General features: G+C 50.3%; 25 protein-coding genes. 15 read left to right on the top strand and 10 right to left on the bottom strand.

What is annotated here, in order from left to right; genetic code table 11:
• Positions 1-26 precede the first annotated feature (26 nt).
• Entirely contained in the window at positions 27-1574 is a 1548-nt protein-coding gene (locus CGC65_RS18610) for a DUF4454 domain-containing protein (protein ID WP_038281589.1), read from the top strand.
• A 100-nt stretch (positions 1575-1674) separates the two neighbouring features.
• Positions 1675-2157, top strand: coding sequence for an NADH-quinone oxidoreductase subunit NuoE family protein (locus CGC65_RS18605; protein ID WP_002564893.1), 483 nt, complete (start codon positions 1675-1677; stop codon positions 2155-2157).
• On the opposite strand, the gene CGC65_RS18600 is transcribed toward CGC65_RS18605, so the two are convergent.
• Positions 2135-2728, bottom strand: coding sequence for a DUF1062 domain-containing protein (locus CGC65_RS18600; RefSeq protein WP_007038201.1), 594 nt, complete (start codon positions 2726-2728; stop codon positions 2135-2137). The genes CGC65_RS18605 and CGC65_RS18600 overlap by 23 nt on opposite strands.
• 181 nt (positions 2729-2909) lie before the next feature.
• Positions 2910-3185 (bottom strand): CD3324 family protein, encoded by a 276-nt coding sequence (locus tag CGC65_RS18595; RefSeq protein WP_002564891.1) that lies wholly within the window; start codon positions 3183-3185, stop codon positions 2910-2912.
• Positions 3186-3452: 267 nt separating this feature from the next.
• Between CGC65_RS18595 and CGC65_RS18590 the strand changes: the two genes are divergently transcribed.
• The 3 genes from CGC65_RS18590 to CGC65_RS18580 all read left to right on the top strand — a co-directional run bounded on the left by CGC65_RS18590 (position 3453) and on the right by CGC65_RS18580 (position 6646).
• Positions 3453-3737, top strand: coding sequence for a YciI family protein (locus CGC65_RS18590; protein WP_002564890.1), 285 nt, complete (start codon positions 3453-3455; stop codon positions 3735-3737).
• A 123-nt stretch (positions 3738-3860) separates the two neighbouring features.
• Positions 3861-5282 carry a TolB family protein gene (locus CGC65_RS18585; protein ID WP_002564889.1) on the top strand — a complete coding sequence of 474 codons (1422 nt, stop codon included), beginning with the start codon at positions 3861-3863 and terminating at the stop codon, positions 5280-5282.
• Between the two features lie 155 nt (positions 5283-5437).
• Entirely contained in the window at positions 5438-6646 is a 1209-nt protein-coding gene (locus tag CGC65_RS18580; RefSeq protein WP_002564888.1) for a dicarboxylate/amino acid:cation symporter, read from the top strand.
• Between the two features lie 124 nt (positions 6647-6770).
• Here the strand turns inward: CGC65_RS18580 and CGC65_RS18575 are convergent, their stop codons facing one another.
• Genes CGC65_RS18575 through CGC65_RS18565 form a run of 3 tightly spaced genes read right to left on the bottom strand, consistent with a single transcriptional unit; the run spans position 6771 to position 9607 of the window.
• A complete protein-coding gene (locus CGC65_RS18575; RefSeq protein WP_002564887.1) occupies positions 6771-8078 on the bottom strand; it encodes a TRAP transporter large permease in 1308 nt (435 codons plus the stop codon).
• On the bottom strand, positions 8075-8578 hold the full coding sequence (locus CGC65_RS18570) for a TRAP transporter small permease (RefSeq protein ID WP_002564886.1): 504 nt from the start codon (positions 8576-8578) through the stop codon (positions 8075-8077). Before CGC65_RS18570 ends, CGC65_RS18575 begins: the two co-directional genes overlap by 4 nt.
• Positions 8579-8581: 3 nt before the next feature.
• Complete coding sequence (locus tag CGC65_RS18565) at positions 8582-9607, bottom strand: TRAP transporter substrate-binding protein (RefSeq protein WP_002564885.1); 1026 nt, start codon at positions 9605-9607, stop codon at positions 8582-8584.
• Positions 9608-9859: 252 nt separating this feature from the next.
• Here CGC65_RS18565 and CGC65_RS18560 point away from each other — a divergent pair, with 252 nt between their 5' ends.
• Complete coding sequence (locus tag CGC65_RS18560) at positions 9860-10411, top strand: DUF3795 domain-containing protein (RefSeq protein WP_002564884.1); 552 nt, start codon at positions 9860-9862, stop codon at positions 10409-10411.
• Between the two features lie 126 nt (positions 10412-10537).
• Here the strand turns inward: CGC65_RS18560 and hydA are convergent, their stop codons facing one another.
• The 3 genes from hydA to CGC65_RS18545 form a co-directional block, all read right to left on the bottom strand.
• Positions 10538-11923, bottom strand: coding sequence for a dihydropyrimidinase (gene hydA, locus CGC65_RS18555; protein WP_002564883.1), 1386 nt, complete (start codon positions 11921-11923; stop codon positions 10538-10540).
• 93 nt (positions 11924-12016) lie between these two features.
• Positions 12017-12751, bottom strand: coding sequence for an isochorismatase family protein (locus tag CGC65_RS18550; protein ID WP_002564882.1), 735 nt, complete (start codon positions 12749-12751; stop codon positions 12017-12019).
• Between the two features lie 193 nt (positions 12752-12944).
• Positions 12945-13136 (bottom strand): hypothetical protein, encoded by a 192-nt coding sequence (locus tag CGC65_RS18545; protein WP_007038195.1) that lies wholly within the window; start codon positions 13134-13136, stop codon positions 12945-12947.
• Between the two features lie 41 nt (positions 13137-13177).
• On the opposite strand from CGC65_RS18545, the gene CGC65_RS18540 reads away from it, so the two are divergent.
• Positions 13178-14737 carry a helix-turn-helix domain-containing protein gene (locus CGC65_RS18540; RefSeq protein WP_002564881.1) on the top strand — a complete coding sequence of 520 codons (1560 nt, stop codon included), beginning with the start codon at positions 13178-13180 and terminating at the stop codon, positions 14735-14737.
• A gap of 33 nt (positions 14738-14770) precedes the next feature.
• Here CGC65_RS18540 and CGC65_RS18535 read toward each other — a convergent pair whose 3' ends face one another.
• Entirely contained in the window at positions 14771-16063 is a 1293-nt protein-coding gene (locus CGC65_RS18535) for an MFS transporter (RefSeq protein ID WP_002564880.1), read from the bottom strand.
• 287 nt (positions 16064-16350) lie between these two features.
• On the opposite strand from CGC65_RS18535, the gene CGC65_RS18530 reads away from it, so the two are divergent.
• The 4 genes from CGC65_RS18530 (at position 16351) to CGC65_RS18515 (ending at position 19555) form a co-directional block, all read left to right on the top strand.
• A complete protein-coding gene (locus CGC65_RS18530; protein WP_002564879.1) occupies positions 16351-16860 on the top strand; it encodes a DedA family protein in 510 nt (169 codons plus the stop codon).
• An 11-nt stretch (positions 16861-16871) separates the two neighbouring features.
• Positions 16872-18140 (top strand): glycosyltransferase, encoded by a 1269-nt coding sequence (locus CGC65_RS18525; protein WP_002564878.1) that lies wholly within the window; start codon positions 16872-16874, stop codon positions 18138-18140.
• Positions 18079-18669, top strand: coding sequence for a lysophospholipid acyltransferase family protein (locus tag CGC65_RS18520; protein WP_002564877.1), 591 nt, complete (start codon positions 18079-18081; stop codon positions 18667-18669). The genes CGC65_RS18525 and CGC65_RS18520 overlap by 62 nt, the downstream gene beginning before the upstream one ends.
• 118 nt (positions 18670-18787) lie before the next feature.
• Positions 18788-19555, top strand: coding sequence for a cyclase family protein (locus CGC65_RS18515; protein WP_002564876.1), 768 nt, complete (start codon positions 18788-18790; stop codon positions 19553-19555).
• Here CGC65_RS18515 and CGC65_RS18510 read toward each other — a convergent pair.
• Entirely contained in the window at positions 19543-20421 is an 879-nt protein-coding gene (locus CGC65_RS18510; protein ID WP_039897625.1) for a LysR family transcriptional regulator, read from the bottom strand. The genes CGC65_RS18515 and CGC65_RS18510 overlap by 13 nt on opposite strands.
• Before the next feature lie 289 nt (positions 20422-20710).
• Between CGC65_RS18510 and CGC65_RS18505 the strand changes: the two genes are divergently transcribed.
• From CGC65_RS18505 to CGC65_RS18490, 4 genes are all read left to right on the top strand, one after another.
• Complete coding sequence (locus CGC65_RS18505; RefSeq protein ID WP_002564874.1) at positions 20711-22198, top strand: UbiD family decarboxylase; 1488 nt, start codon at positions 20711-20713, stop codon at positions 22196-22198.
• Positions 22195-22788: a UbiX family flavin prenyltransferase gene (locus tag CGC65_RS18500; protein WP_002564873.1), complete on the top strand. Its 594-nt coding sequence runs from the start codon at positions 22195-22197 to the stop codon at positions 22786-22788. The genes CGC65_RS18505 and CGC65_RS18500 overlap by 4 nt, the downstream gene beginning before the upstream one ends.
• On the top strand, positions 22773-23171 hold the full coding sequence (gene lpdD, locus CGC65_RS18495; RefSeq protein ID WP_002564872.1) for a prenylated flavin chaperone LpdD: 399 nt from the start codon (positions 22773-22775) through the stop codon (positions 23169-23171). The genes CGC65_RS18500 and lpdD overlap by 16 nt, the downstream gene beginning before the upstream one ends.
• A 484-nt stretch (positions 23172-23655) precedes the next feature.
• A complete protein-coding gene (locus tag CGC65_RS18490; protein ID WP_002564871.1) occupies positions 23656-24762 on the top strand; it encodes an autoinducer 2 ABC transporter substrate-binding protein in 1107 nt (368 codons plus the stop codon).
• The last annotated feature ends 19 nt before the right edge of the window (positions 24763-24781 follow it).

Below are 24781 nucleotides of genomic sequence, written 5' to 3'. Positions count from 1 at the left end.
AGATTGTAAGGGCTGGATGGGCCGCCATGGTCCTGCTGGTTTTGACTTCCTGCGGGATGAAGGATAGAAAGCAGACATATCCCCAGGATGAAGGCGTCACACAACAGCAGGAACAGGCGGGCGGCCAGTCTGAAAAACATGAGGCCTCGGGAACAGAACCGGGCCTATCCCGGAAACCGGTAGCCGGGGGCGGGGGAAATGCCGTGGGTGCAGGGAATGCCAGCGCTGCCGGGAATGCAGGAACGGCCGGGGGTACCGGGGCTGCCGGAAATGCCGCACCAGCCGGGGGCGCAGAACCGGAAAGGCCGGGAACTGCTGTCAGGGCAGTGCAAAACCTGGAAGCCTGCAATCAGCTAATAACAGGCAGCTTTTTTAAAGCGGGGGACATACGGTGCGGCCTGTCCTTTGAACTTACCGGGGAAGGCTGGGAATCAGACAGGCTGAAATGTGTATTTACCCTTCCGGATGAGATGCATACCAGTTATTATGACAGCATGAGAACCGCTGAGATTCTGACTGAGAAGGGCAAAAAGGCATATAAGATAACACCGGAGACCATGGAAGAAGTTCCGCGGGTCCCGGCGCTTACATATACCATTAAATTTGCAATGGATGATGAATCCGATCCTCATATATCAGTGAAAGGGGAGGGTGGACTGGCCGGAGACTATTATCTGTTTGAGGACAGTCTGACCTTTCCGGATGTATTTTCGCGCTATCTGTCCAGGGCAGATCTATGCCTCTGGCCCACGGAGAATTTGTGGCTTCTTCGGAATGAAATCTATGCAGCCAACGGAAGGCAGTTTAAATCCGATGTGCTGAGCCGGTATTTTTCAGAAAAAAGATGGTACAGGGGAATCATTGAACCGGATTCCTTTTCAGATTCCATTCTGTCGGATGTAGAATCTGGAAATATTTCCCTGATACAGAAAATGGAAAATGATACGGACAGGGACAAGCTGGACGGGCGGAACCAGTATGGACTGGAGGACCTACCTCCCGCGCCCTATCTGCAATATCTGGGCAGGTATGATGAAACCGGACTGAGCGGTGACCTGTCCCAGGCCAGGGATATGGGGGCGTACTATGCTGTACCGGGAGAGATATCGGTTCCTGCTTCCATTACCAGGGAGCAGCTTCAGACAGTTTTGGAGGGCGGACAGGTAAGGGTGACTCTGAATGAGCTTACAGGCGAAAGCCGGATGCTGTCGCTGAATCCGGGCCAGGAAGATACGCTTTATGGTTTTCTGCTTTATGAAGCAGGGGAAGAACCGGCAGGCCAGGGATATGAGACAGGAATCAGGCCGGATTACAATACGGATGAATACCACCTGTGGCAGACCAGCTGGGATACGGTGATGAAGACGGTCTACAAGGGAGATATCTATATTATGAAGGGAGCTGTCTCCGGCGCGGATACCGGGCTTTTAAGGGCATCACAGTATCAGCATGAGATTTTCCCTGATCCTGCGGACCCGGAAACAGGACTGGTTTTCTGCGGCCAGGTGACAGGGAACAGGCTTTATTACAATTCCAGGGGTCATTTTACTGCCATATACTATCTGGGGGATTGATATAAAAGAGGCTGTAAAAAATTCATGGGGTAAAAACAGGTTTTTGTGAATAAAATCCGCCCCGCAGGCCCAAAGCTATACTGGAAGCGAGGTTTAGCATATGCAGATAAATGAAAATGAAGCCCGGGATGACCAGACCAGGGAAATCCTGGACTACTACCGCGGGCTGCCGGAGCGTTCTTCGCAGGAGGCCATTGTGGAGATGTTGAGGGAACTGCAGGACATCCATGGCTGCATCAGCCCTTATATGCTGGAGCAGGCAGCGGAGGCTGCCGGGGTACGGGACTCCATGGTGCAGGCCATATGTAAGCGGTATCCCAGTTTAAAGACAGCGCCCTATAACCATGAGATCATCCTCTGCACCGGAAGGAACTGTGCGTCAAAGGGAAGCATTACTGTCATGGATGAACTGAAAAAAAGGCTGGGAGTGGGAAAAAACGGCATATCAGAGGACGGGACCGTGTGCCTTAAGACCAGAAACTGTCTGAAGAACTGCCGGAAGGCGCCCAATGTCATGGTGGACGGACGTTTGTGTTCGGGCCTGGACGCAGAGGGCATACTCAGGGAATTAAAACGCCGGTGATGTAAAGCCGTATATGGTTTCCTGTCCTGCTTTTCTTCAGTTCACGGCCGTCTTCACATTGGATCCTGCCGCTTTGCGTCAGCTGGTCCAGCCTTTTCTGGGACAGTTTCAGTTTACTTTTTAATACTGCATGTACCCGCAGGGGAAGCGGGTATGGGTTGTCAATCTGCAGAACCATGGATGAGTCTGGGTCAGTTGATGCAGGTGAGTCAGCCAGTTGGAAAACCTGTCCTTCCACGTGGTAGGAGGGCAGCTGTATCTGGGCGCCATTTAGGCGGAGGAACCTGGTGTCCATGGCGTACTGCATAGCCAGGGAAGTGTCATTTGCGTGAAAGCGTGAGAGCATACCGGGAGGAAGGCTTCCGGGATTTATGCGGGAATAGATGGCTGCGTTCCAGGTGGAGCTGCAGCAGGAGCATTTATAGATCAGCCATATGTCCAGGTACTTTCCCTGGGCGTTGACCCGGAACTGTCCGGAGCTTACGAATTCCTGCCTGATATTGCATTTTTTACAGTGTCTCAGAGGAGCAGGCGGCCTGTCATACTGTATGGTCCATTTGATGTCTTTCATGTTGTGTTCCTTTCCTGTCTGCCGGGCTACGAGCCGTGGTCTGCGGGCAGTAAAAAGTGTAACATCCTCACAGGCGGATACCAACCTAATTCTTGTTTGATAAATAAAGTTGAGACATACAGATGGGATCAAAAAGCCCGGACAGATGCGGAAGATTCGCATGGGTCCGGGTCTTTTTTGATTATTTATTTTTCTTTTCCTGGCCTATGATTCTCTGTATGCTTTTAAGCGACAGACAGTACAGGGAGGACAGCTCGTCCGTACTCTTGCCGGACAAATAATCACTGTAAATCTGCTGATTGCGGAGACGAAGCTCCTGCCGGGTGGAGGTCCCCTCGCCCCAGCACTTTTTATGCCCGGCAGTCTTCGGTATATATATCAGCGCGCCGTCCACGTATTCCTGTACCTGCTCCAGCAGTTCACGGGGCAGGATACGGTCCGCTTTTTGATAGCTCATGTTGCTCTCCTGTGGTTTATTTTAAGCGGGAAAGCAAAGGCTATGTAAGGCCATGTTCCATTATAACCGGATTATGGTACAGCTGCAGCAGCCTTTGCTACGCAGCGATAACGATAGGATTAAGCATAAGCCTGCAACCCTCCTTTTCAGATACTGTAGTTTTTATAGTATACCATATCAGGGAAAAAATGTATGCCTTATTTTCTTTTTATAAACAAGTTTGAGCAGGGATAAAATAAATTAAAACAGAACAGGAGATACAATAATATGAAGTATTTTTTGGTGGAAGGAAGCATAAAAGACGCCGGCAGGATGACGGATGAAATCATGAATGAGCATATGGCCTGCACCCGGGCAGCCATGGAGCGGGGGATGATTTTTATGTCCGGTCTGAAGGCGGATATGAGCGGCGGTCTGTCTGTCATGAGGGCAGAGCATGCAGGCCAATTACAGGATTACCTGGACAATGAGCCGCTTTTTGTTCATGGAATACAGGAGTACAGGGTGGTTGAATTTGATGCCCATTACGTAAATAAAGATCCGGAAGGGTGATTTGGCCGGAAGGATGAGATTGTCTGTGAATAAATCGTAAGATATTATTTGTTTTTTAGAGAGGGATTTCCTTCCTGCAAGGATATAAAATAGAATCATAATTCAAGCAGAGGAGGAATCGGGATGAAACGAACAGCGGCATGTCTGGCCGGCCTTTTAATGCTTGTGCTGCTGGCCGGCTGTAAAGGAGGCGCGGATGAAAGCGGGGCACGGGAAAACAAAGGAGACATTGAGACATCGGGAACAGTTTCCGTCCTATATGCGGCCAATGACGGACTTTATCTGATTAGGGTTTTGCGTAATGGTGCAGAAGATGCGAATGCGGCAGTGAGTACTGAGAGGCTGGCAGAAGGAAAGGACATTTCTTCCCCCTTATTTTCTTCGGATGGGAGAATGGCCGGCTATCTGCGTCAGGATGGCTTCTATGGATGCAGTATTGAAACGGGGAAAGAAGAACTGCTTTTAAATGGAGCATTGTCTTTTGTCCCAGACGGGAAAGAGGGATTTTATGCCAGCTCCAGGGAAACAGGAATCGTGAGGGTGCATATGGGCCGGGAACAGGAGGAAGTTTGGAAGCCGGAACCGGTGGAGGGCGGCTGGATTCAGTGTGAGAAGCTGACATTGTCTCCGGATGGAAAAAAACTGGCATTTGCCCGGCGCAGGTACGTGGACCGCAGGAAAGACCCCGGCCTTTCCTTGTTTGAACAGAACCAGGGAATCTGGATGATCCAGATGAATCTGGAGAAGGAGAAGAAACTCAGTGTCCTCATACAGATAATCGGTGAGGAGCCGCCTTTCTTTGAGCGGATGGAGGAGACGGACGGAGAACCATACCCATATCTGTGGCCGGCTAAGTGGTCCCCTGATTCGTCCAGGCTTTTTATCTGGCAGGATGTTCTGTCAGGTTCCATGCGCTCAGACGGAATTGGTACGGCTGTCTATGATACGGTGTCCGGCACTATGATAGATCCGTTGGGAGAACAGGAGGAAGTAGTTCTGCCCTATAATGAAAATGTGGTGTTTGGAGAGGACAATTCCCTGTTTCTTCTTGCGGGTGCGGGAAGGGAAATGGCGCTAGACAAGGAACTGGTCAAGATACCGCCTGAAAAGGGCGCGGTTCATGAGAAACTTAAGACACCTGGTCTGGTGCCCCAGAGCCCGCAGGTGTCATACGATGGAAAAAGCATATTTTTTGCAGCGTCAAAGGAGCTGGAAACAGGAGAACAGGTGGAATATCCCATATGGCGCCAGCTTTACCGGATGGAAAACGGTCATGTGGCAGAACTGACTAACGATTCAGAATACTCCAGTGAATTCCCTGTTCTAACCGGGGACGGCTCCGCCCTTGTATTTGGACGCGTGGATAAGGAGGGAGGCATGAGCATCTGGAGCGTTGGCACAAACGGAAGCGGACTTCAAAAACTGGCTGATTTGGAAGAAAATATAAGCACGGATGAGACAAATGAACATTATCCGGCCGGCTACGAGGATTTTTACGGCCGTGGAAGCTGGTCCTCAATCATGTCGGTTTATGCGTCCAAGTAAAACCGGTTTGAGGTAATAAGCAGGAAGTGGTGCCGGAATGGTATCAGAGATTGTTAAATATTTACTTTTTTGGTATTTAGTAGTAATAATGTTAAGAATATGTTATAATTATAATTGCATTTATGCAAAAATACTAAAAAAGGGGAATTATGCGTATGAAAAAGAAACCACTTGCACTATGGATTTTTACTGGATTGGCATTAGGTATTGTGGCAGGCATGTTGTTGATGGGCCGGCCGGACATTGCGGAAATTTACATCAAGCCCTTTGGCACCCTGTTTCTGAACCTGCTGAAATTCATCGTAGTTCCCATTGTCTTGTTCTCCATCATGAACGGTGTTATTTCCATGAAGGATATTAAGAAGGTGGGAAGCATTGGAGGTAAAACCGTCATCTATTATATGTGCACTACCTTTTTTGCGGTCACTCTGGGCCTTTTGATTGCGAACCTGTTCAAAAAGGGATTTCCGGTGCTGTCCACCAGCTCTCTGGAGTATACGGCAGCGGAAACGCCCAGTTTTATCCAGACCCTGATTGGTATATTCCCAAGCAATATCATCCAGCCTATGGCTGAGGCATCCATGCTTCAGGTGATTGTGGTGGCGCTGCTCTTTGGCTTCGGCACCATTGTGGCGGGAAAGAAGGGAGAGGTATTTGGAAACTTTGTGGAGAGCGCCAATGATGTGTCCATCGCGGTTATGTCCTTCATCATTAAGCTGAGCCCCATCGGTGTGTTCTGTCTGATTACGCCTGTTGTGGCTGCCAACGGACCCCAGATACTGGGCAGCCTGGCCTTTGTGCTTCTGGTGGCTTATATCGGGTACATACTCCATGCCTCATTGGTGTATTCGCTGACCGTGAAGTCTCTTGCGGGCATTGGACCCCTTAAGTTTTTCAAGGGCATGGCTCCGGCCATGATAATGGCGTTTTCCAGTGCATCTTCTGTGGGCGCCCTTCCTCTTAACCTGGAATGCGCGGAAAAGTTGGGGGCCAGAAAAGAGGTTGCCAGTTTTGTACTTCCGCTGGGCGCTACCATCAATATGGACGGAACCGCTATTTACCAGGGAGTGTGCGCTGTGTTTATCGCTTCCTGTTATGGAATCAACCTGACCCTGTCCCAGCAGATTGTCATTATACTGACAGCTGTTTTGGCTTCCGTGGGCACGGCCGGCGTGCCGGGCTCCGGTATGATCATGCTGGCCATGGTGCTTCAGAGCGTAGGGCTTCCTGTGGAAGGCATTGCCCTTGTGGCCGGTATCGACCGTCTGTTTGACATGGGACGTACCACGGTAAATATTACAGGAGATGCTGCCTGCGCAGTGATTGTTTCCCATCTGGAGGATAAGAGGTTAAAGAAGGCGTAAGCCTGAATTTCATAAGAATAAAAGGAATGGCCGTGCTGTGATGCGATGTCTCACAGCGCGGCCATTCCTTGATACATGTTATATATAATGTTTTATGCATAACCTGTTTTATACATAACCTGTTTTATACATAACCCATGAGTCCCGGAAGCCACAGCGACAGCTGCGGTATATAGGATACCAGCATCAGCACGATAAAGATAGCGCCAAAGTAGTAGAGCAGAGGACGTATAACCTGTTCTATTTTTGTCTTTCCCACCTTTACTCCCACGAAGAGTGTAGTTCCCACCGGAGGAGTGATGGTGCCGATGCAGAGGTTGAATATCATCATGATTCCAAAGTGTATGGTATTCATGCCCAGCGCCTGGCAGATGGGAAGGAAAATAGGGGTGAAGATAAGGCAGGCAGGCGTCATGTCCATAAAGGTTCCCACAATCAGCAGCAGAATGTTGATAATAAAAAGAATCACATAGCGGTTGGTGCTGATTCCCAGCATGGCCTCCGATACAGCGGTGGGGATGCCGGTGAAGGCCATGACCCAGCTCATGATGCTGGATACTCCGATAAGGAAGATGATAATGCCTGTCATCTCTGCGCTGTCCAGAAAAATCTTAGGCAGCTCCCTCAGCCTGATGGACTTGTAAAAGAAGATGGACAAGACCATGCTGTATACCACGGCTACCACGCTTCCTTCGGTGGCCGTGAAAATGCCGGAAATGATGCCGCCAATGACAACGATGATCATGAACAGACACGGGATGGCCTGGAAGAATACCTTCACCTTCTCAGAGCCTGTATAACGTTTGGTGCTGCGGTATCCTTTCTTCCTGGCAAAGAAGTAAATGACCACCATACACGCAAGTCCCCAGAGTATGCCCGGAATATAGCCTGCCATGAAAAGGGCTGCCACGGAGGTGCCGCCGCTGACCAGGGAAAAGGTAATCATTACATTGCTGGGGGGAATCAGAAGGCCGGTGGGAGCTGTGGCAATGTTGGCTGCCGCAGAAAAGTCCCTGTCATATCCTTCCTCCTCCTCGATGGGGCCGATGATGGATCCCATGGCAGAAGCAGCCGCTGTACCGGAGCCGGAAATGGCTCCAAAGAGCATGTTGGCCACGGCATTGGTGTGGGCCAGGGCGCCGGGAATGCTGCCGGTGAATAGCTTGGCAAAGTTGATTAGGCGGATGGCAATGCCTCCCTTGTTCATAATGTTGCCGGCCAGGATGAAAAAGGGAATGGCCAGCAGACTGAAAACAGAGATGCCGGAGAAAATTCTCTGAGCGCCCGTAAGAACAGAAGCCCCCAGGTTCAGCACCGGAAGAATGGCACAGATGGAGGATACCGCCAGGGCAATGGCGATGGGAACACCTGCTAACAGCATTACTGCCAGCAGAACGAAAATCACAAGACCACAAAATACAGCTATACTCATACCTTTGCCTCCCCTGGTTCACTGAAATCTTTGTGCAGCATATCTGCTGCGTTCATGACGCTGAATACCATAATCAGCAGGCCAGCAATGGGAACAATGATGTAGATCCATCCCATGGAGATGCGCAGGGATGCCGTAATCTGTATCATGGTCAGCTTTGTGATGGAGATGCCGCCGTATACCATGACAACCCCTGCAAAGAAGAAGCTGAGCGCGTCGATGAAAACCTCCAGATACCGGCGGGCCGGTCCGGTCAGCTTGTCTGCCATGAATCCCATCCTCATGTGGTCCCGCTTGCCGAATACATAGGCGGAGGCCAGGAGCGACATCCAGGTAAAGGAGTAGGTGAGAAGCTCTTCGGATATGGTGCTGGGGCGGTTGAAGAAATAGCGCGTCACAATTTGATAGGTGCCAACCAGGGTCATAAGGATAAACAGAAGGGTAATGACAACACCCAGTATCTTCATGATGGCTGCCCTTAACTTATGCATTGTGTCCATGGTTTAATGGTCTCCTTTCCTGGAATCATTGACGGTCTGTATATATTGGTAAAAGTCCCGGATTTTCGGGTTGTTTTCCAGCATTTTCTGATGTAAGGGCAGTACCTTTGCCTTAAAAGCCTCCACATCTGTTTCGATGAAGGTTACGCCCATATCATGGGCTGCGATCTGTTTTGCCTCCTTGATGCTTTTATCCCATTCCACTAATTCCACCTCTGTGGACAGGGCCGCTGCCTCCTTGAATACCTGAAGTTCCTCAGGACGTAAGCTGTTTAGAAACTTAAGGTTGGCAACCAGCATGTCCGGTACCATCTGATGCTTGTTGTATGTATAATACTTGGCCACCTCGCCGTGCTTATTGTTGGTCAGGGCCAGCTCGTTGTTCTCTGCACCGTCTATAACGCCCTGCTGGATGGCTGTATATACCTCGCCGAATCCCATAGGAGCAGCGGCAGCGCCGAAGGCATTGACCATGTCCACGCTGGCCGGGCTTTGCTGTACACGTATTTTCTTGCCCTTTAAATCGTCCGGCGTGTTGATGGGAGTCTTGGCGTAAAAATTACGGGTTCCCGCATTGTACCAGGTTACCACCCTGAAACCAGCCTCGTCCGTGGACTTGTATATATTTTCCATATAGTCTGTGTCTTCCATCACAGACCGGTACACTTCCTCGGAGTCAAAAAGGTAAGGCATGCTGAAAATCTCATAGACATCCGCAAATGTCTCCAGATTTGCCGTACCTGCAATGACAAAATCAATTGCTCCTGTCTGGGTCAGCTCGATTGCCTTCTGTGCAGACCCCAGAATTTCATTGGGAAATATCTGCACCTCATATTTATCTCCCAGATGTTCTTCCACATATTCCTTAAATGCAAGCATTCCCAGGTGTTCAGGATGGGTTTCCGACTGTGCGTGGGACACGCGGATAATCCATTTGCCTGAGGAAACGAGACTGCATCCGGAAGCCGATACCATGACAGCGCCGGCCACAGCTGCAATTGCAAGCTTTTTCATTAAAACACTCACCATTTCCAATCCCTCTCTTTATTTATGTATGTCAATGTCTGCAGAACATGTAACCGGGTTTTATTATATCGACAAAATTGTGTATAATCACTGGATAATTTTAATATTTGAGAGTAAATTATTGTCATATAACGAAAATTGTATTAACAATAATTTAACGAATTTTTAGCGCTATATTAACATGACGGATGGCAGACAGATGGAATCAATGGTATAATTGGGGAAAATGGTTGAATGGGGAAAAGGAGGAGAGGGATGAAAGGGTTTAAACGTGAGAACAGGCTGCTGTCCCTGTGCGGGCTTAATTGCGGACTCTGCACCATGTATCTGGGCAAATACTGTCCTGGCTGCGGGGGCGGGGAGGGCAACCAGCCATGCGCAATGGCAAGGTGCAGCTTACAGCACCCGGGGGTTGAGTATTGCTGGCAGTGCCGTTCGTTTCCCTGTGACATATATGAGGGAATTGATGAATATGATTCCTTCATCACACACAGGAACCGGTTCAAAGACATGAAACGGGCAGAGGAAATAGGAGTGGAGCGTTATAATGAGGAGCAGATGGAAAAGTCCCGGCACCTGGAGATGCTGTTGGAGAATTATAATGATGGGCGAAAGAAAACATTTTACTGCCAGGCGGTCAATCTGCTAACGCTGCAGGATATAAGGGACGTAATGAAGGTTCTGGCAGCAGAAGCCGGGGACGGGCTATCCCTAAAGGAAAAGGCCAAACGGGCGGAAACACTTTTTCTGGAAAGGGCAGGGGAGCAGGGGATTGAACTAAAGCTGCGGAGAAAACCGAAGAAGTGAGGTCCGGTTAAGGAGTAAGCCAGAGGCCGGGTCAAGGTGTGAATGATAAAAAGGGTGCGGCAGTATCACGGAAACTTCATGTGACACTGCCGCACCTTTTATGCATATGGATATATGCGGGGACGCTTATTTGTGATAATAGTCATAACACAGACCATAGGGCTTGCATTTCTGCCAGCGCCCCATGCCGCGTTCGCCTACGAACCTGCCGTTTTCGGCCACCAGCCGGCCGCGCAGAAAGACCTGTTGGGGCCGTCCCTGGATTTCAAATCCTTCAAATGGTTCATAGTCAATACCGTGAAGGCTGTCTTTGTTGGTGATGATTCCCTTCCATTCAGGGTCGAAGATTACCACATCAGCGTCAGCGCCAATGCGCAGATCTCCCTTGTTGGGCAGTCCCACCACCTTGGCAGGATTGGCGGCAAAAAGCTCCACGAATTTCCGGCGGGTGATTTTTCCGGTGCATACACCGTAGGTCCACAGCAGGGCCAGCCGATCCTGTACTCCGGGACAGCCGTTGGGGATATTGGAAAAGTTGGTGCCTTTTTTCTTTGCTCCCTCATATCCTCCGTCCAGGGCGCAGTGGTCAGAACCAACTGCGGTCAGCCAGCCCTCGCGCACGGCCTGCCAGAGGGCGTCCACATGCTCTTGGGGACGCAGCGGCGGGGAACATATGTATTTGGCTCCCTCAAAGCCCGGTTTATCCAGGCAGTCTGTGGTCAGAGTCAGATAATGGGTACAGGTTTCCCCGAAAATGGGCCAGCCGTCATTGTGAGCATTCCTGATGGCCTCCATGGCTTCCCGTATGCTGACATGAACCACGAAAAGGGGGCAGTCCGCTGCCTTTGCCAGGGCAATGGCCCTGCCTGTGGCTTCCTCCTCTGCAATAGGAGGACGGGCATAGTAGTGGTAAACCGGGGCAGTCTTGCCCTGGCTGAGGTAATAACGGGTCAGAATGGTTATGATGTCCGCGTTCTCAGCGTGGACCATCATGGTAACGCCTGCGTCCTTTGCATTCATCATGGCGCTAAGTATGGCTTCATCATCACAGTAAAATGCAGTGCCCTTGTATGCCATAAAAAGTTTCAGTGTGGCCACGCCCACCTCCGGCAGATGCCTGACTTCCTCAAATACAGATTCCTTTGGGTCCATGATGACTGCATGGAATGCAAAGTCCACAGAGGAAGTGTGTTCTGCCTTGGCTGCCTGCCGCCGTATGGCGTCCAGAAGCGGTACGTCCTTTTCCTGGGGGGCAAAGTCCACAATGGTGGTGGTGCCGCCTGCTGCTGCCGCTTCCGCTGTCTCGAAGAGGCGTCCGCCAAAGGAACCGTAGTGGACATGTTCATCCACTCCTCCCGGCATTACGTATTTCCCGGAAGCGTCAATGGTCCGGCTGGCGTTTACGCTCAGATTCGTTCCAATCTGGCGGATGGTCTCACCCTCGATATAGATATCACCTGTAAATTCACTGGCGGCGGTCAAAATGGTTCCATTTTTTATTAGAAGGCTCATATAAGCTCCTTTCATGGACCTGGGATACGCCGATTCCTGACAATGGGGACCGGCGCATCATATTTAGTAAAACCTGGCCTGGCGGATTAACGGTTAATCCAGTGAACGCTCATGCTTGGTATAGACGTTGGAATCAATTCCTTCCAGATATTTGACGACCTCCTCCACCGGCACCACGTCGGCAAACTTGGCTTCCATGTCAAACAGGTTCCACTCAATAACGCCCGGAACACGGTCGCCCACAGTTCCCTCCGGAACAATGGTCTTAAAGCCGTATCCGGTGGAATCCATGACCGTATGCCTTACGCAGGCACAGGATGTGGCGCCCATGACAATCACCGTATCCACACCCAGGAAATTCAGGGTCTGGGCCAGATGGGTCCCGAAGAAGTTGGAAGCATATTTTTTATGGATAACCGGCTCCTCAGGGCGCGGTTTCAGCTTGGGGTCGATTTCCAGCCATTCGGAATTGATATCCAGGGCGCTCATAGGTATCTTTTCATCCCAGCGGGGAAGATCCCACTGCTGTTTTCCTATGTATCCGGTGGTGGTGTGGAAGATGGGAACGCCCGATTTGCGGCCGGCTTCCAATACCTTTAATGCATTGGCGCAGACTTCCTCGGAGTGGTCGCAGGTAAACGGGTGTCCCTCACTCATCCAGGCCCTGGCCATATCTACGGTGGTAATGGCGGGAGCCTTTCCAAAGCCCATCTTGCGCATGAAGCCCCGCTCCTTGTAAATCCTGCGGGCCTCGGCAAAAGCCTGTTTAAGAAGTTCCTCATTAAAATCATAGTGGTCTACATATTTATAGTCCTTATTCTCTGCCATGAATTGCGTACCCCTTTCTTTGATATACAGTTTTGTTGTTCAGATTACGGGTCTGTTCCGGACCAGACCTATTAAAAAAGATTGTTATTTTGGCCAATAACTTTCTTAATATTTATTGACTTTTGTGCAAGCTGCTGATATGTCTATAGTATAACAAGGGATTTTTTGTTTGAAAAGGGGTTTGGCCTCTTTGTCAGCGCCGGTACCATGACAGCTGTCTGTCAGAGGAGGTGCCGGTGATACTGTAAGGGATGCTGCCGGTGATACTGTAAGCGATGCTTCTGGTGATACTGTAAGCGATGCTTCTGGTGATACTGTAAGCGATGCTGCCGGTAATAGTGTCTGCGGAATTGTGGGTGATACTGCCGGTGGTCCCGCGGGTCACACTGCTTCCAAGAAAGGGATGTTTTAGAGGAGGAGATTTCCATGACAGAACGAAAATTATCTACGCTGGGTTATCTGATGGACCGCCTGGGACTGTCCACAGCAGCCCTGGCCAGAAGGCTTCATGTGGACGCCAGCCTTGTGAGCAAATGGCGCAGCGGCAGCAGGCGGCTCAGCGCTAAGTCCGTATATTTTGATGAGGTATGCAGGATGCTGCTGGAGCAGAACCCCATGGCCCTGACGGATGCTCTCCGCTCTCTGGTTCCTCTGGAGGAACCAAAGAGGGAAGAAGGAGAGAGGGGAAAGAGGGGGGACGGCAGCCTGTCAGAGGCGGAGGGGATATGGGGGACAGAGGGTATATCAGGAACTGGCGGATCGTCGGGAACAGAAGAGCTGCTTTACCGCGTGCTGAATGACCGGCATTTTACGGTGCCAAAGGCATTTACCATTCGCGCTGAGGCACTCTGTACAGCGGAGATTGCCATATATACCAGCGGAGAGGGAAGGCGTCAGGCCATTTCCGATCTTTTGGAGATTGCAGAGGCCATGGAGACGCCGGGAGAGCTGTTTTATGTGGATTCGGAGCAGACTGGATGGCTGCTGGAGGATACTGCTTATGCCAGGGAATGGGTGGTACGGATGGTCCGGCTGCTGGACCGGGGATTTGTTTTTAAGGCGGCCCTGCATTTTTCTGTTTCGGTCGACAAGTTTGTGGCATTCTTTCAGCTGTGCAGTCCCCTTATATTCCACCGCAATGCCCGGTGGTATTATCACCAGTATTATGATGAGAACATTTACTGGTTTTCCTTTTTTATTCTGGAGCATGCCATGAGCATTGCAGGTATGTCCATGTCACCGGAACAGACCTCCGCCACGGTCTACACGGATGCGTATTCCATACTTCAGCACAGAAATGTGGTGGAGATGGTTCTCACCAGCTGCCGTCCCATGTTTTCAGACCTTTCCATGGGATTGGGTGCAGAGGCGGCCAGGATGCTGCGGGAACAGGGGCGAGCCGGTGAGACTCTGTTTTCCTATCTTCCGGCGCCGGCTTTCATGAGCGCCGGAGAACAGCTGTTTGATGATATTCTCAGGGATAATGAGATAACAGGTGCAGCAGCTTCCCGGTTAAGGGAAATCAACAGACAGCTGCGGGGCCTGGTGGAGAATCAGCTCACAGGCGGACAGGGAGAATTTATCCAGATTCTGCAGCTGGGAGAAATGGAACACAGGGCAGACACCTGTTTTATCAGCACCAGCCTGTCCCTTCTGGGGAAAAGAAAGGTGGTGGTTTCACCGGCCCATTATGCCAGAGGGCTCAGGGAACTGGCCCTGCGCCTGGAAGCGTTTCCGGCCTACCGTCTGTTTCTGGCCGCAGATGCTGACGACATCCGTATTCCTGCCATGAACTGTTGGTGCAGGGGAACGTCCTGGATGGTGCAGATGGACTGTGAGGGTTTTAGACTGTGCCGGGAACCCACACTCTGCGGCGCGGCCTATACCACTCTGGAACAGGGATGGCGCAGGGTACCGCCGGGACGAAAGGACCCGGCGGCTGTCAGGGCAGTGCTGGAATGGCTGATTGAAAGACTGGAGAAATAAGGCGGGGTGAACTCTGTGCCGGAACGGCAGATTCTATGCCGGCATCTGCACACACTTATCTGCCGGCTTTTCAACGCGTTTCTGACTGAGATTGATGCATATGAACATGATTACAATAGTCAGGACAGTGAGCAGGGCAAGGATGGTCAGAGCAGGTTTATAGGAGCCGGTGATATCGTATGCCAGGCCGATGCCGGAACTGCCGATGGCGCCGCCGGTCATGGTGAAGGCGGAGATAAAACCATAAATCTCACTGTAGTTTTTTGAACCGAAAATACTGGTGGTCATGATGGGAATGGCCACAGTAGCCGTGCAGGTGCCAAATCCATAGAAAACAGCTGACAGATACAGCATGAGGGGACCTCCCTGAACCATAATGAAGCAGATGAGGAAGATAAAAAATGTGCCGCAGCCAAAGAGAATGCCTCCCTTGGGTCCGAAACGGTCAAACATATGCCCCAGAACCAGCTTTCCCGCGAGAGCCACAATGGAATAGACAGAGATATAGGCTGCGATGGAAGAAGGGGCAAAACCAGTGGTCTGCAGGTAGTAGCTCATGTGTCCCATGATACAGGATGTAAAATAAATCAGGAATCCGCCGGCTGCAAACATCCACAGAATCGGTGTTTTCCTGGCTTCACTCAGTGTGGCGTTCCAGCTGTTTGCCGGAACGCTTTTGTTTTTCCCATGTTTACCGGAACTTTCTTCTCCATGTCCATATGGGAAGAGCCCCACATCTTCAGGGGAACGTCTGACAATAAAGGCAGAAATGGGTATCAGCACGCACAGGCTTACAGCCCCCAGGATGAAATAGGCCCTGCGCCAGCCAAACATTCCGATGGTCCAGGACAAAAACGGACTGAGAAAGGTTCCGCCCAGGCTAATTCCCATCATGGCTATGCTGATCATGAGTCCGCGGTTCTTTTCAAACCAGTTTGTGATCAGGACGGTCACAGGTATGGTACAGGCTCCCATTGCAAAGAATCCCTGAAGGGCGCCCACCAGATAGAACTGCCAGAGCTCGTGGCAGAAACCGTAGCAGGAATAAAAGCCCATGGTACCGATGACGCAGACAACGAAGGTGGGACGCATATATCTGCCTCTTAACAGTTTTCCGGCGATGGGTCCGGTAAATACACAGATGATACTGGCAATTGTGGTTGAAAGGAAATAAGCGCTGGTGGCAAAGCCGGTCTCTTTAATGATTTGCGTGGTAAACAGCTGGGCCAATCCAAACCGTGTGGAGTAGGCAAACATCAGGGTCAGGATACAGCAGACCAGGATTACCCAATGGTACATACTTTTGTTTTGTTTCTTCACTTCCATAATAAAAATCCTCCTTTTAAAGTGTCTGGCAATTGGTTTTTTTGTGATGTTTTCTCTGGGTTTTTCATTTCGGTTCCATGAGAGAGTATATAGTGCATGATTTTTTTGCGAAATCAGGCTGTGTTTTGTTAAAAATATTCTAACACGAAAATGTATGGAGAAGTTATCCCCATAATTTTATGGGGTATAGGAAATTACTTATAACTTCTTTAGAAATCCTTTTGCTTTTTTTGGAGGGCAAGTTTAGATTCCTGATTTATGATATGGTCCATTAGGAGGAATCACATATGGATGTTCAGATGCTGACACAATACTTTCTGAGATATGGAGCTGTTTTTATATTTGTAATCATACTGCTGGAATATATGAACCTTCCGGGATTCCCGGCCGGGATCATTATGCCGCTGGCAGGCATATGGGCAGCCAGAGGACAGATCAGTTTTTTCATGGTAATGGCCCTTGGCCTGGCGGCCGGACTTCTGGGAAGCTGGATTTTATATGGAATCGGACGGATGGGAGGGGACTTATTTCTGGACCGTTATCTGAAACGTTTTCCCAAACATGAACCGGTTATCCAAAGGAACTTCGAACTGCTCAGGACCAGGGGAGCAGCCGGAATATTCATCAGCAAGCTGATTCCCATGATTCGTACCATTATCTCTATTCCTGCAGGTGTCATCCGGATGAATTTTGTTAAATATACCATAAGTTCAGCCCTTGGCATTTTTGTCTGGAATTTTTTCCTGATTGGAGCCGGATATGTGATGGGCGACCATGTGTTTCAGTTGTTATCATAGAAGGAGGCCCCATGAATATTGCAATGTTTACCAACAATTACAAACCATTTATAGGAGGAGTGCCGATTTCCATTGAACGGCTGTCGGAAGGATTAAGGTCACTGGGCCATAGGGTTACGGTATTTGCTCCTGAACCGGAAGGGAAGCTGTCAGCGGAGCAGGAGAAGGATGTGGTGCGTTTTAAGGTTTTTTACCGAAAGGCGGACAGAGGGATGGTCCTGGGAAACTGTTTTGATAGAAAAATCGAAGCATTTTTCAGGGAGGGAAATTTTGATGTGATTCATGTCCATCATCCTGTGCTGGTAGGGCAGACGGCCCTGTATCTGGGAAAGAAATACAATATACCGGTAGCCTACACCTACCACACCCGGTATGAGGAATATCTCCACCATTTTAAGTTATATGAGGCTATGGCTTCCGGCGAATATCCGGTAAGCCGGATTGCCAGGTATGGAAAGGAGATTCTGGTTCCGGCCTTAATTACCGCATTTTCCAATCAGTGCGACCTGGTATTTGCCCCAACCTCCACGATGAAGGACCATCTTCTGGAGCAGGGTACAAAAACCAGAATATCGGTACTGCCCACAGGTCTGGACCGTGTTTCGTTCCAATACGATGAGATGCTTTCTTCTGAAATCCGGAATATGTACGGGAACGGGTGTCCGTACCTTTTTGCCACCACAGCGCGGCTGGAAAAGGAAAAAAACCTGGATTTTCTTTTTCGGGGTACTGCGCGTCTTAGGGACATACTGGGGCAGGACTTCCGTCTGATGGTAATTGGGGACGGTACCGAGAGACGCCATCTGGAGGAGTTAGCCCGAATGCTTGGAATCAGCCGCCAGATTGTATTTACGGGGAAGATTGAGAATACCCGGGTGCGGCATTATCTGAATGCGGCAGATGCTTTTCTATTTGCGTCCAAGTCTGAGACACAGGGAATTGTGCTGCTGGAAGCCATGGCTGCGGGCTGTCCCGTAGCAGCCGTTAGGGCCTCCGGCGTTGTGGATGTGGTCAGACAGGGAATAAACGGATATATGACAGAAGAAGCCCCGGAGGCTTTTGCTGCCGCTGCAGCCCGGCTGGTATTGGAACGGGGGGTCTGGTCAGGAATGTCGGAGGAGGCCCGTAAGACAGCAGAATTGTATGAATCCGGACGGATTGCAGCTCTGGCAGCAGAACAGTACGGACTTATGACAGGACAGAAGGAGGATGCCGGTTATGAAGAACATGGCAAAGGCATGCTTGTGCCGTCTATATTACGGCTATTTAAGGCTGCTTGAGAAGACGGTGCGGCTGGAAGTGGAGATGCCCGATATATGGACCAAAGATATGCCTGACAGGGGCGCTGTCATTGGTTTCTGGCATGAGGACAGCTTCTTGATGAACCTGCTGCTCAGGAGACTGTCGGAGGGACGTGACATAGCGGTCATAGTGACCTCAGACGGGCGCGGGGATTACATTGAAAATATAATCAAACGCTGTAATGGAAAGGCCATAAGGGTTCCGGACGGCTGCAGGAGCCGGGATTTTCTGAGAAATCTGATCGAGGAGGCAGGGTGTCCCGGAAAGACTCTGGCAGCGGCTATGGACGGACCTCTGGGGCCAAGAAGGGTTCCGAAAACCCTGGGATTTTACCTGGCTGAAAAGGGAAAGAAGAATTTCATCGAAGTCCGGGCCGGGTATTCCAGGGCTGTTTGCCTGAACTGGCGGTGGGACCATTACCGTATCCCGCTGCCGTTTACCAATATAAAGATATCTCTGAAGGATTGCGGTATAACCGGGGACAGGAATGCGGTGCTTCCGGGATGATATTAAAGGTGATATAAAAGGTGGGCGTATTTTTCTTGTAATGACCCAGCGTACACGCTATAATGGAGTCATTAGAATTTAACAAAAGAAGCAAAAATACGACAGGAGGAACCGGAATATGTATGAATTATGGGAAGATTTAAAGAGGCTTAAGAGGTGCCGCTGGGTCGAGCTGTCCCACCCGCTCAACAACGACAGCCCGTACTGGGGAGGAATTCCGGAGGGGGCTGTGGAACTTTCAAAAACCGTATATGACTGGGGAAATGAACTGGAATGTCTGATTCAGACCTTCAAATTTCCGGGGCAGTTCGGCACGCATATTGATTTTCCGGGACATTTTATCAAGGGGGAGGCATTGTCGGAGCAGTACGGCGTCAAGGACATGGTCTTTCCCCTGGTGGTCATTGATATCTCTGAAAAGGTGAAAGAAGATGTGGAATATGCTGTGACCGTTGAGGACATCAGGGAGTTTGAGGCCGCGTACGGGGATATTCCGGATGGGGCTTTTGTGGCCCTTTATACCGGTTGGAGCAGGCGGTGGCCGGATATGGACGCTATTTCAAATTTTGACCAGGAGGGCGGGGAGCATTTTCCAGGGTGGTCCATGGAGGCACTGAGATACATCTACGAGGTGCGGAACGCGGCTGCCAACGGACACGAAACGCTGGATACGGATGCATCGGTACTGGCAGCCCGGTCAGGAGACCTGGCCTGTGAGCGCTATCTGCTGGACAAGGGAAAGCTGCAGGTGGAAGTCATGTGCAATCTGGACCAGGTGCCAGCGGCCGGAGCCATTGTGTTTGCAGTGTTCCCTCCTATTGAGGGAGCCACAGGACTTCCTGTCCGTATGTGGGCCGTGGTGCCGGAGCAGGTTCAGCGCGTATAACCTTTTGCATAGCGGAGAAATTCGGCCATGGCAGATGAAACCTGTCCCTGCTTTTTTCCGGCTATGCCGATGGACAGTTTGCCGGCGGGATCTATGGGAACAGAGACAATGTCTTTATATTGGAACAGCCTGAAATTTTCCTCCGGCAGCAGGCTGATGCCTTCATGGACAGCCACAGCGCTGATAATGGATTCCATGCGGGCTGTGCGCAGCAGATGGAGGCGGATACCAGCCTTCTGGAACAGGTCCATGCAGAAATGGTAGATAGATGTATAGCTGTGCATCAGTATGAAGCCCTCTCCGGCAATGTCGTTCAGGGAGATGCAGGATCTGTCTGCCAGTCTGTGGTTTTCAGGCAGGATTGCAACCAGCCTGTCTTCTGCCAATGGAAGGAAGGTATGGGTTTTACTGTCCAGCATGTTGCTGCGGGTGATGATGAGGTCATAGGCGTTGTTGGAAAATCCCTGCAGCAGGTCGTGTTCCTCAACTTCCTCCAGAAAAACATGGATGAGGGGATGGCTGTCTGCAAAATCCTTCAGCATGGCTGTGAGATGGTACTGGGACAAGATGGGGAGGGTGCCGATGGACAGCCTCTGGCCTGCTTTTTCCTTGAATTCGCTGATTCGAAAGAGGGTTCTGCGGTATTCTTTGGACAGGTTCAGGGCTTCCTCGTAGAACATGTGCCCTGCCTCTGTCAGGACGGCGGAGCGCCGGCTTCTGTCCCACAGCTGGATATCCAGTTCCTTTTCCAGCTTCATGAATTGTTTGGACAGGGCGGACTGGCTGATGTGAAGTGTCTCCGCGGCGTCCAAAAAGGTGTCGCATTGAACGGCCGCAATAAAATAATCCAGTTGTTCAAAGGTCATATCTGTCATCCGTTTCTTTCTGGGACATATGAGAGGGCATATTCAGATTCATGCCTGTTCTTTATATGTTCCGGTTTGCTTTGTGAATACATTCCAATTTGGAAACAATTATACCATAAGATGAATTGATTCTCCAGTCCTTATCCGTTAAGATGTGAGATAGAAGATGTGAGGTATAAGCCGTGTGATAAAAGCTGTGTGACAGAAGCACGATGCATGAAACATCCGTCAATGAGAAAAGAAATGATAACAGGCGTATGGTAAGAAACGCCGGACAGGAGATTATGATATGGCAAAGAAGGTCAGGGATTTGAGAAGTGCGCTGGAATTATTGGCAGAGCTGCCGGGGCAGCTGCTGGAAACAGACGTGGAGGTTGAGCCAATGGCGCAATTATCCGGGGTGTACCGGTATGTGGGAGCGGGAGGTACGGTAAAGCGGCCTACCAAGGAAGGCCCGGCCATGATTTTTCACAATGTGAAGGGACATCCCGATGCCAGTGTTGCCATCGGCGTGCTGGCCAGCAGGAAGCGTGTGGCTGCCCTTTTGGACTGTAAGCCGGAGGAGCTGGGAAAGATGCTCTGCCGCAGTGTGGAGAAGCCGGTTTTACCTGTGATGTGCCAGGGGGAACCGGTCTGCCAGCAGGTGGTGCACAGGGCTGATGAGCCGGATTTTGACCTGTATAAGCTGGTTCCTGCGCCAACTAACACGCCTTATGACGCCGGCCCATATATTACTCTGGGCATGTGCTATGCCGCCCATCCGGATACAGGGGCCCATGATGTGACTATCCACAGGCTCTGTATCCAGGGCAGGGATGAGCTGTCCATTTTCTTTACGCCAGGTGCCAGACATATCGGAGCCATGGCGGAGAGGGCGGAGCAGCTGGGCCGCAGGCTTCCCATCTCCATCAGCATCGGAGTGGATCCGGCCATTGAGATTGGTTCCTGCTTTGAACCGCCCACCACGCCATTGGGGTATGACGAGCTGTCGGTGGCAGGTGCGCTTCGGGGAGAGCCGGTAAAACTGTGCCGGTGCCTGACCGTGGATGAACTGGCCATAGCCAATGCGGAGTACGTCATTGAGGGAGAGGTGGTTCCCAACGTTAGAGTCAAGGAGGACCAGAACACCCATACAGGCTTTGCCATGCCGGAATTTCCCGGATATACAGGGCCGGCCAGCGACCAGTGCTGGCTCATCAAGGTCAAAGCGGTCACCCACAGGGTGCATCCCATTATGCAGACCTGCATCGGGCCCAGCGAGGAACACGTGTCCATGGCAGGAATCCCCACAGAGGCCAGCATATACGGTATGGTGGAAAAAGCCATGCCGGGCCGGCTTCAGAATGTATACTGCTGTTCTGCCGGAGGCGGAAAATACATGGCGGTGCTTCAGTTTAAGAAGTCTGTTGCCAGTGATGAAGGCAGGCAGAGACAGGCTGCCCTTCTGGCCTTTTCCGCTTTCAGTGAATTGAAGCATATTTTCCTGGTAGATGAGGACGTGGACTGTTTTGATATGAACGATGTGCTATGGGCCATGAACACAAGGTTCCAGGGAGATTTGGATACCATCACCATTCCGGGGGTGAGATGCCATCCTCTGGACCCGTCCAATGACCCGGCATTTTCACCGAGCATAAGAGACCATGGCATTGCTTGTAAGACTATTTTTGACTGCACGGTCCCATTTGACCAGAAGGACCGCTTTGTACGGGCCAGGTTCATGGAATTGGACCCGTCCGAATGGGTAAAGCAGAAAAATGAGGGGAAGATTTCATGAGAAGCACGGGTGCCAACCGTGGGGGTAAGAGGATTATAGTAGGGGCTACAGGCGCCAGCGGGCTGCCCATCCTGATAAAATGTCTGGAGTTAATAGGGGAACAGCCGGAATATGAGTCCTATCTCATTATGAGCCACAGTGCTGTTCTTACATTAGGCCAGGAGACGGACCTGTCTGCGGAGCAGGTGGAAGGGCTGGCTGACCATGTCCTGGGCCCGGATGAGATTGGAGCCGGGCCTGCCAGCGGATCCTTTGCCGCGGAAGGGATGCTGATTGTGCCCTGCAGCATGAAGACCATTGCCGGAATCCATGGAGGGTATGCTGAAAATCTGATTCTGCGGGCAGCGGATGTGACCATCAAGGAGCAGCGGACGCTGGTCCTGGCAGCCAGGGAGACCCCCTTAAGCCCCATACACCTGAGGAATATGTACGAGCTGTCCATGATGCCCGGAGTGAGAATAATTCCTCCCATGATGACCTTTTATCACAGGCCGGAGAATATGGAGGAGATGATATATCATATTGCTTCCAGGCTGCTGGAGCCGTTTGGAATCGAGGGAAAGGAGTACCGCAGATGGACTGGATTATAAGGGGACGAAAGGAACTGTCCTGTTCTTATATGGAGGCAGGCACTGCTTTTTTAGGGGAGGATATTCTGGCCTTTGTACAAGGAGGAGACAAGCCGCATATTGGATGTACGGTCCAGTCAGTGCCAAGGCCGTCCCTGACAGGAAACGGAACCATAAGCGTTACATCTTCCATACTGAACCTGACAGGCCACAAGGACGAGGCCCTGTGCCGGAGGCTGGCGGAGAAACTGTGCAGGGAAACCGGCCGGGTGGTGGTGTGCACCGGAGGCTTCCATATTGACAACATGAAGCCGGAGCAGATAGACGAGGTGGTGAAGGCTCTGGACGGGCTGGCGGATGAGATTGTGTCAGGGATTGCTGGGGCAGGATACAGCCCCCTTTAAAAGAAGGTGATGACAATGTGCCTGGATGCGTTCAGGTTATATTGAACAGGGGAAATGCGAGTATTTTTGATGAGTGATGGTAATAGATTGAGGGAGGTTTTCGCCGGGAGCGGAAGCCTCCTTCGCTTTTTTGAATAAAAACAGCAGGTTAGTGCATGGGGAGGGGGAATAATCAGTCTTTTATGAGTATTTTTTAAAATGAAAAGATAATTAAATAATATATAGTAAATAATCTTTGGAAAAACGCTTTTCTTATTTGCTGAAGAGAATTACGCCATATGGCATACGGGTAAGGAAATACATATTAGCAAACATGGAATTAATACACAAATAAAACAAAAAAACCAAAACAATACTTGACAATATATACATAATAAAGTATTATTAGTTTAAACACAAAAAGAAAAAATAAGAGATATTATTTTTTTTTACTTTTCGTGGAAAAACGTTTTACCAAATACAATTTTTTTAAGGAGGAAGAAAAATGAAGAAAAAAATGAGTAAGCATGTAGCATTGTTATTGGCGGCAGCTATGACAGCAGGTTCCCTGGCCGGCTGCTCCGGAGGGCAGTCAGCGCCGACAGGAACAACGGCGGCTGAGGCCAAGGCAGAGGACACCAAGGCAGAGGAACCGGCAGGAAGCACAGAAGCTGCAAAAACAGAAGAGGGCACAGGCGATAAAGTGAAGATTGCATTTATTCCCCAGTTGATCGGTATTCCTTATTTCTCTGCCATGGAGAGCGGCGGTAAGAAGGCGGCAGAGGACCTGGGAGTGGAATTCCTGTATACAGGATCAACTCAGGCAAGTGCGGCAGAGCAGGTTAAAATTATGGACAGTCTGATTAAGCAGGGGGTAAATGCGATTTCATTGTCCGTGTTAGACAGTTCTTCCACCAACCCATACATAAAGAAAGCGCAGGAAGCCGGAATTAAGGTTTATACCAGTGACTCGGATGCTCCTGACAGTACCAGAGATTTCTATGTGGCGCAGGCATTGGATAAGGACTTGGGTACTACTTTGATGGACTGTCTTGGAGAGCAGATGGGCGGCAGCGGCAAGGTTGGAATTGTATCCGGCGAATCCACGGCAACTAATCTGAACACTTGGATTGACTATATTAAACAGCGCCAGGAAGAGAAGTATCCTGACATTGAGATTGTGGACATCCGTTATACACAGGGTGGAAGCAGTGAACAGGCATTAAAGCAGGCCCAGGAGCTGATGACACGTTACCCTGACCTTAAGGGACTGGTTGCAGTGGCATCCTCAACTATACCAGGTGTTGCTCAGGCAGTACAACAGGAAGGCAAGGCAGGAGAGGTTGCAGTAATTGGTTATGGTTCACCAGCTACAGTTAAACCGTTCATCGAATCCGGCGTTATGAAGCAGTCTGTTCTCTGGAATGCATATGATTTAGGATATCTGACTGTATGGGCAGGCAAGATGGCAGCAGAGGGCAAGGAATTTGAGGCGACTAATCAGATTGAATGTATTGCAGACCCGGTTACATGGGACGCAGAAAATAAGATTCTTCTTTTAGGCCAGCCTCTTATTATTGACAAGGATAATGTAAATGACTTTGATTTCTAACGTTGCGAGTGAAAATATA

It is taken from the genome of Enterocloster bolteae (assembly GCF_002234575.2).
Lineage (GTDB): Bacteria > Bacillota > Clostridia > Lachnospirales > Lachnospiraceae > Enterocloster > Enterocloster bolteae.
This window is presented reverse-complemented; position numbering and strand designations above follow the sequence as displayed.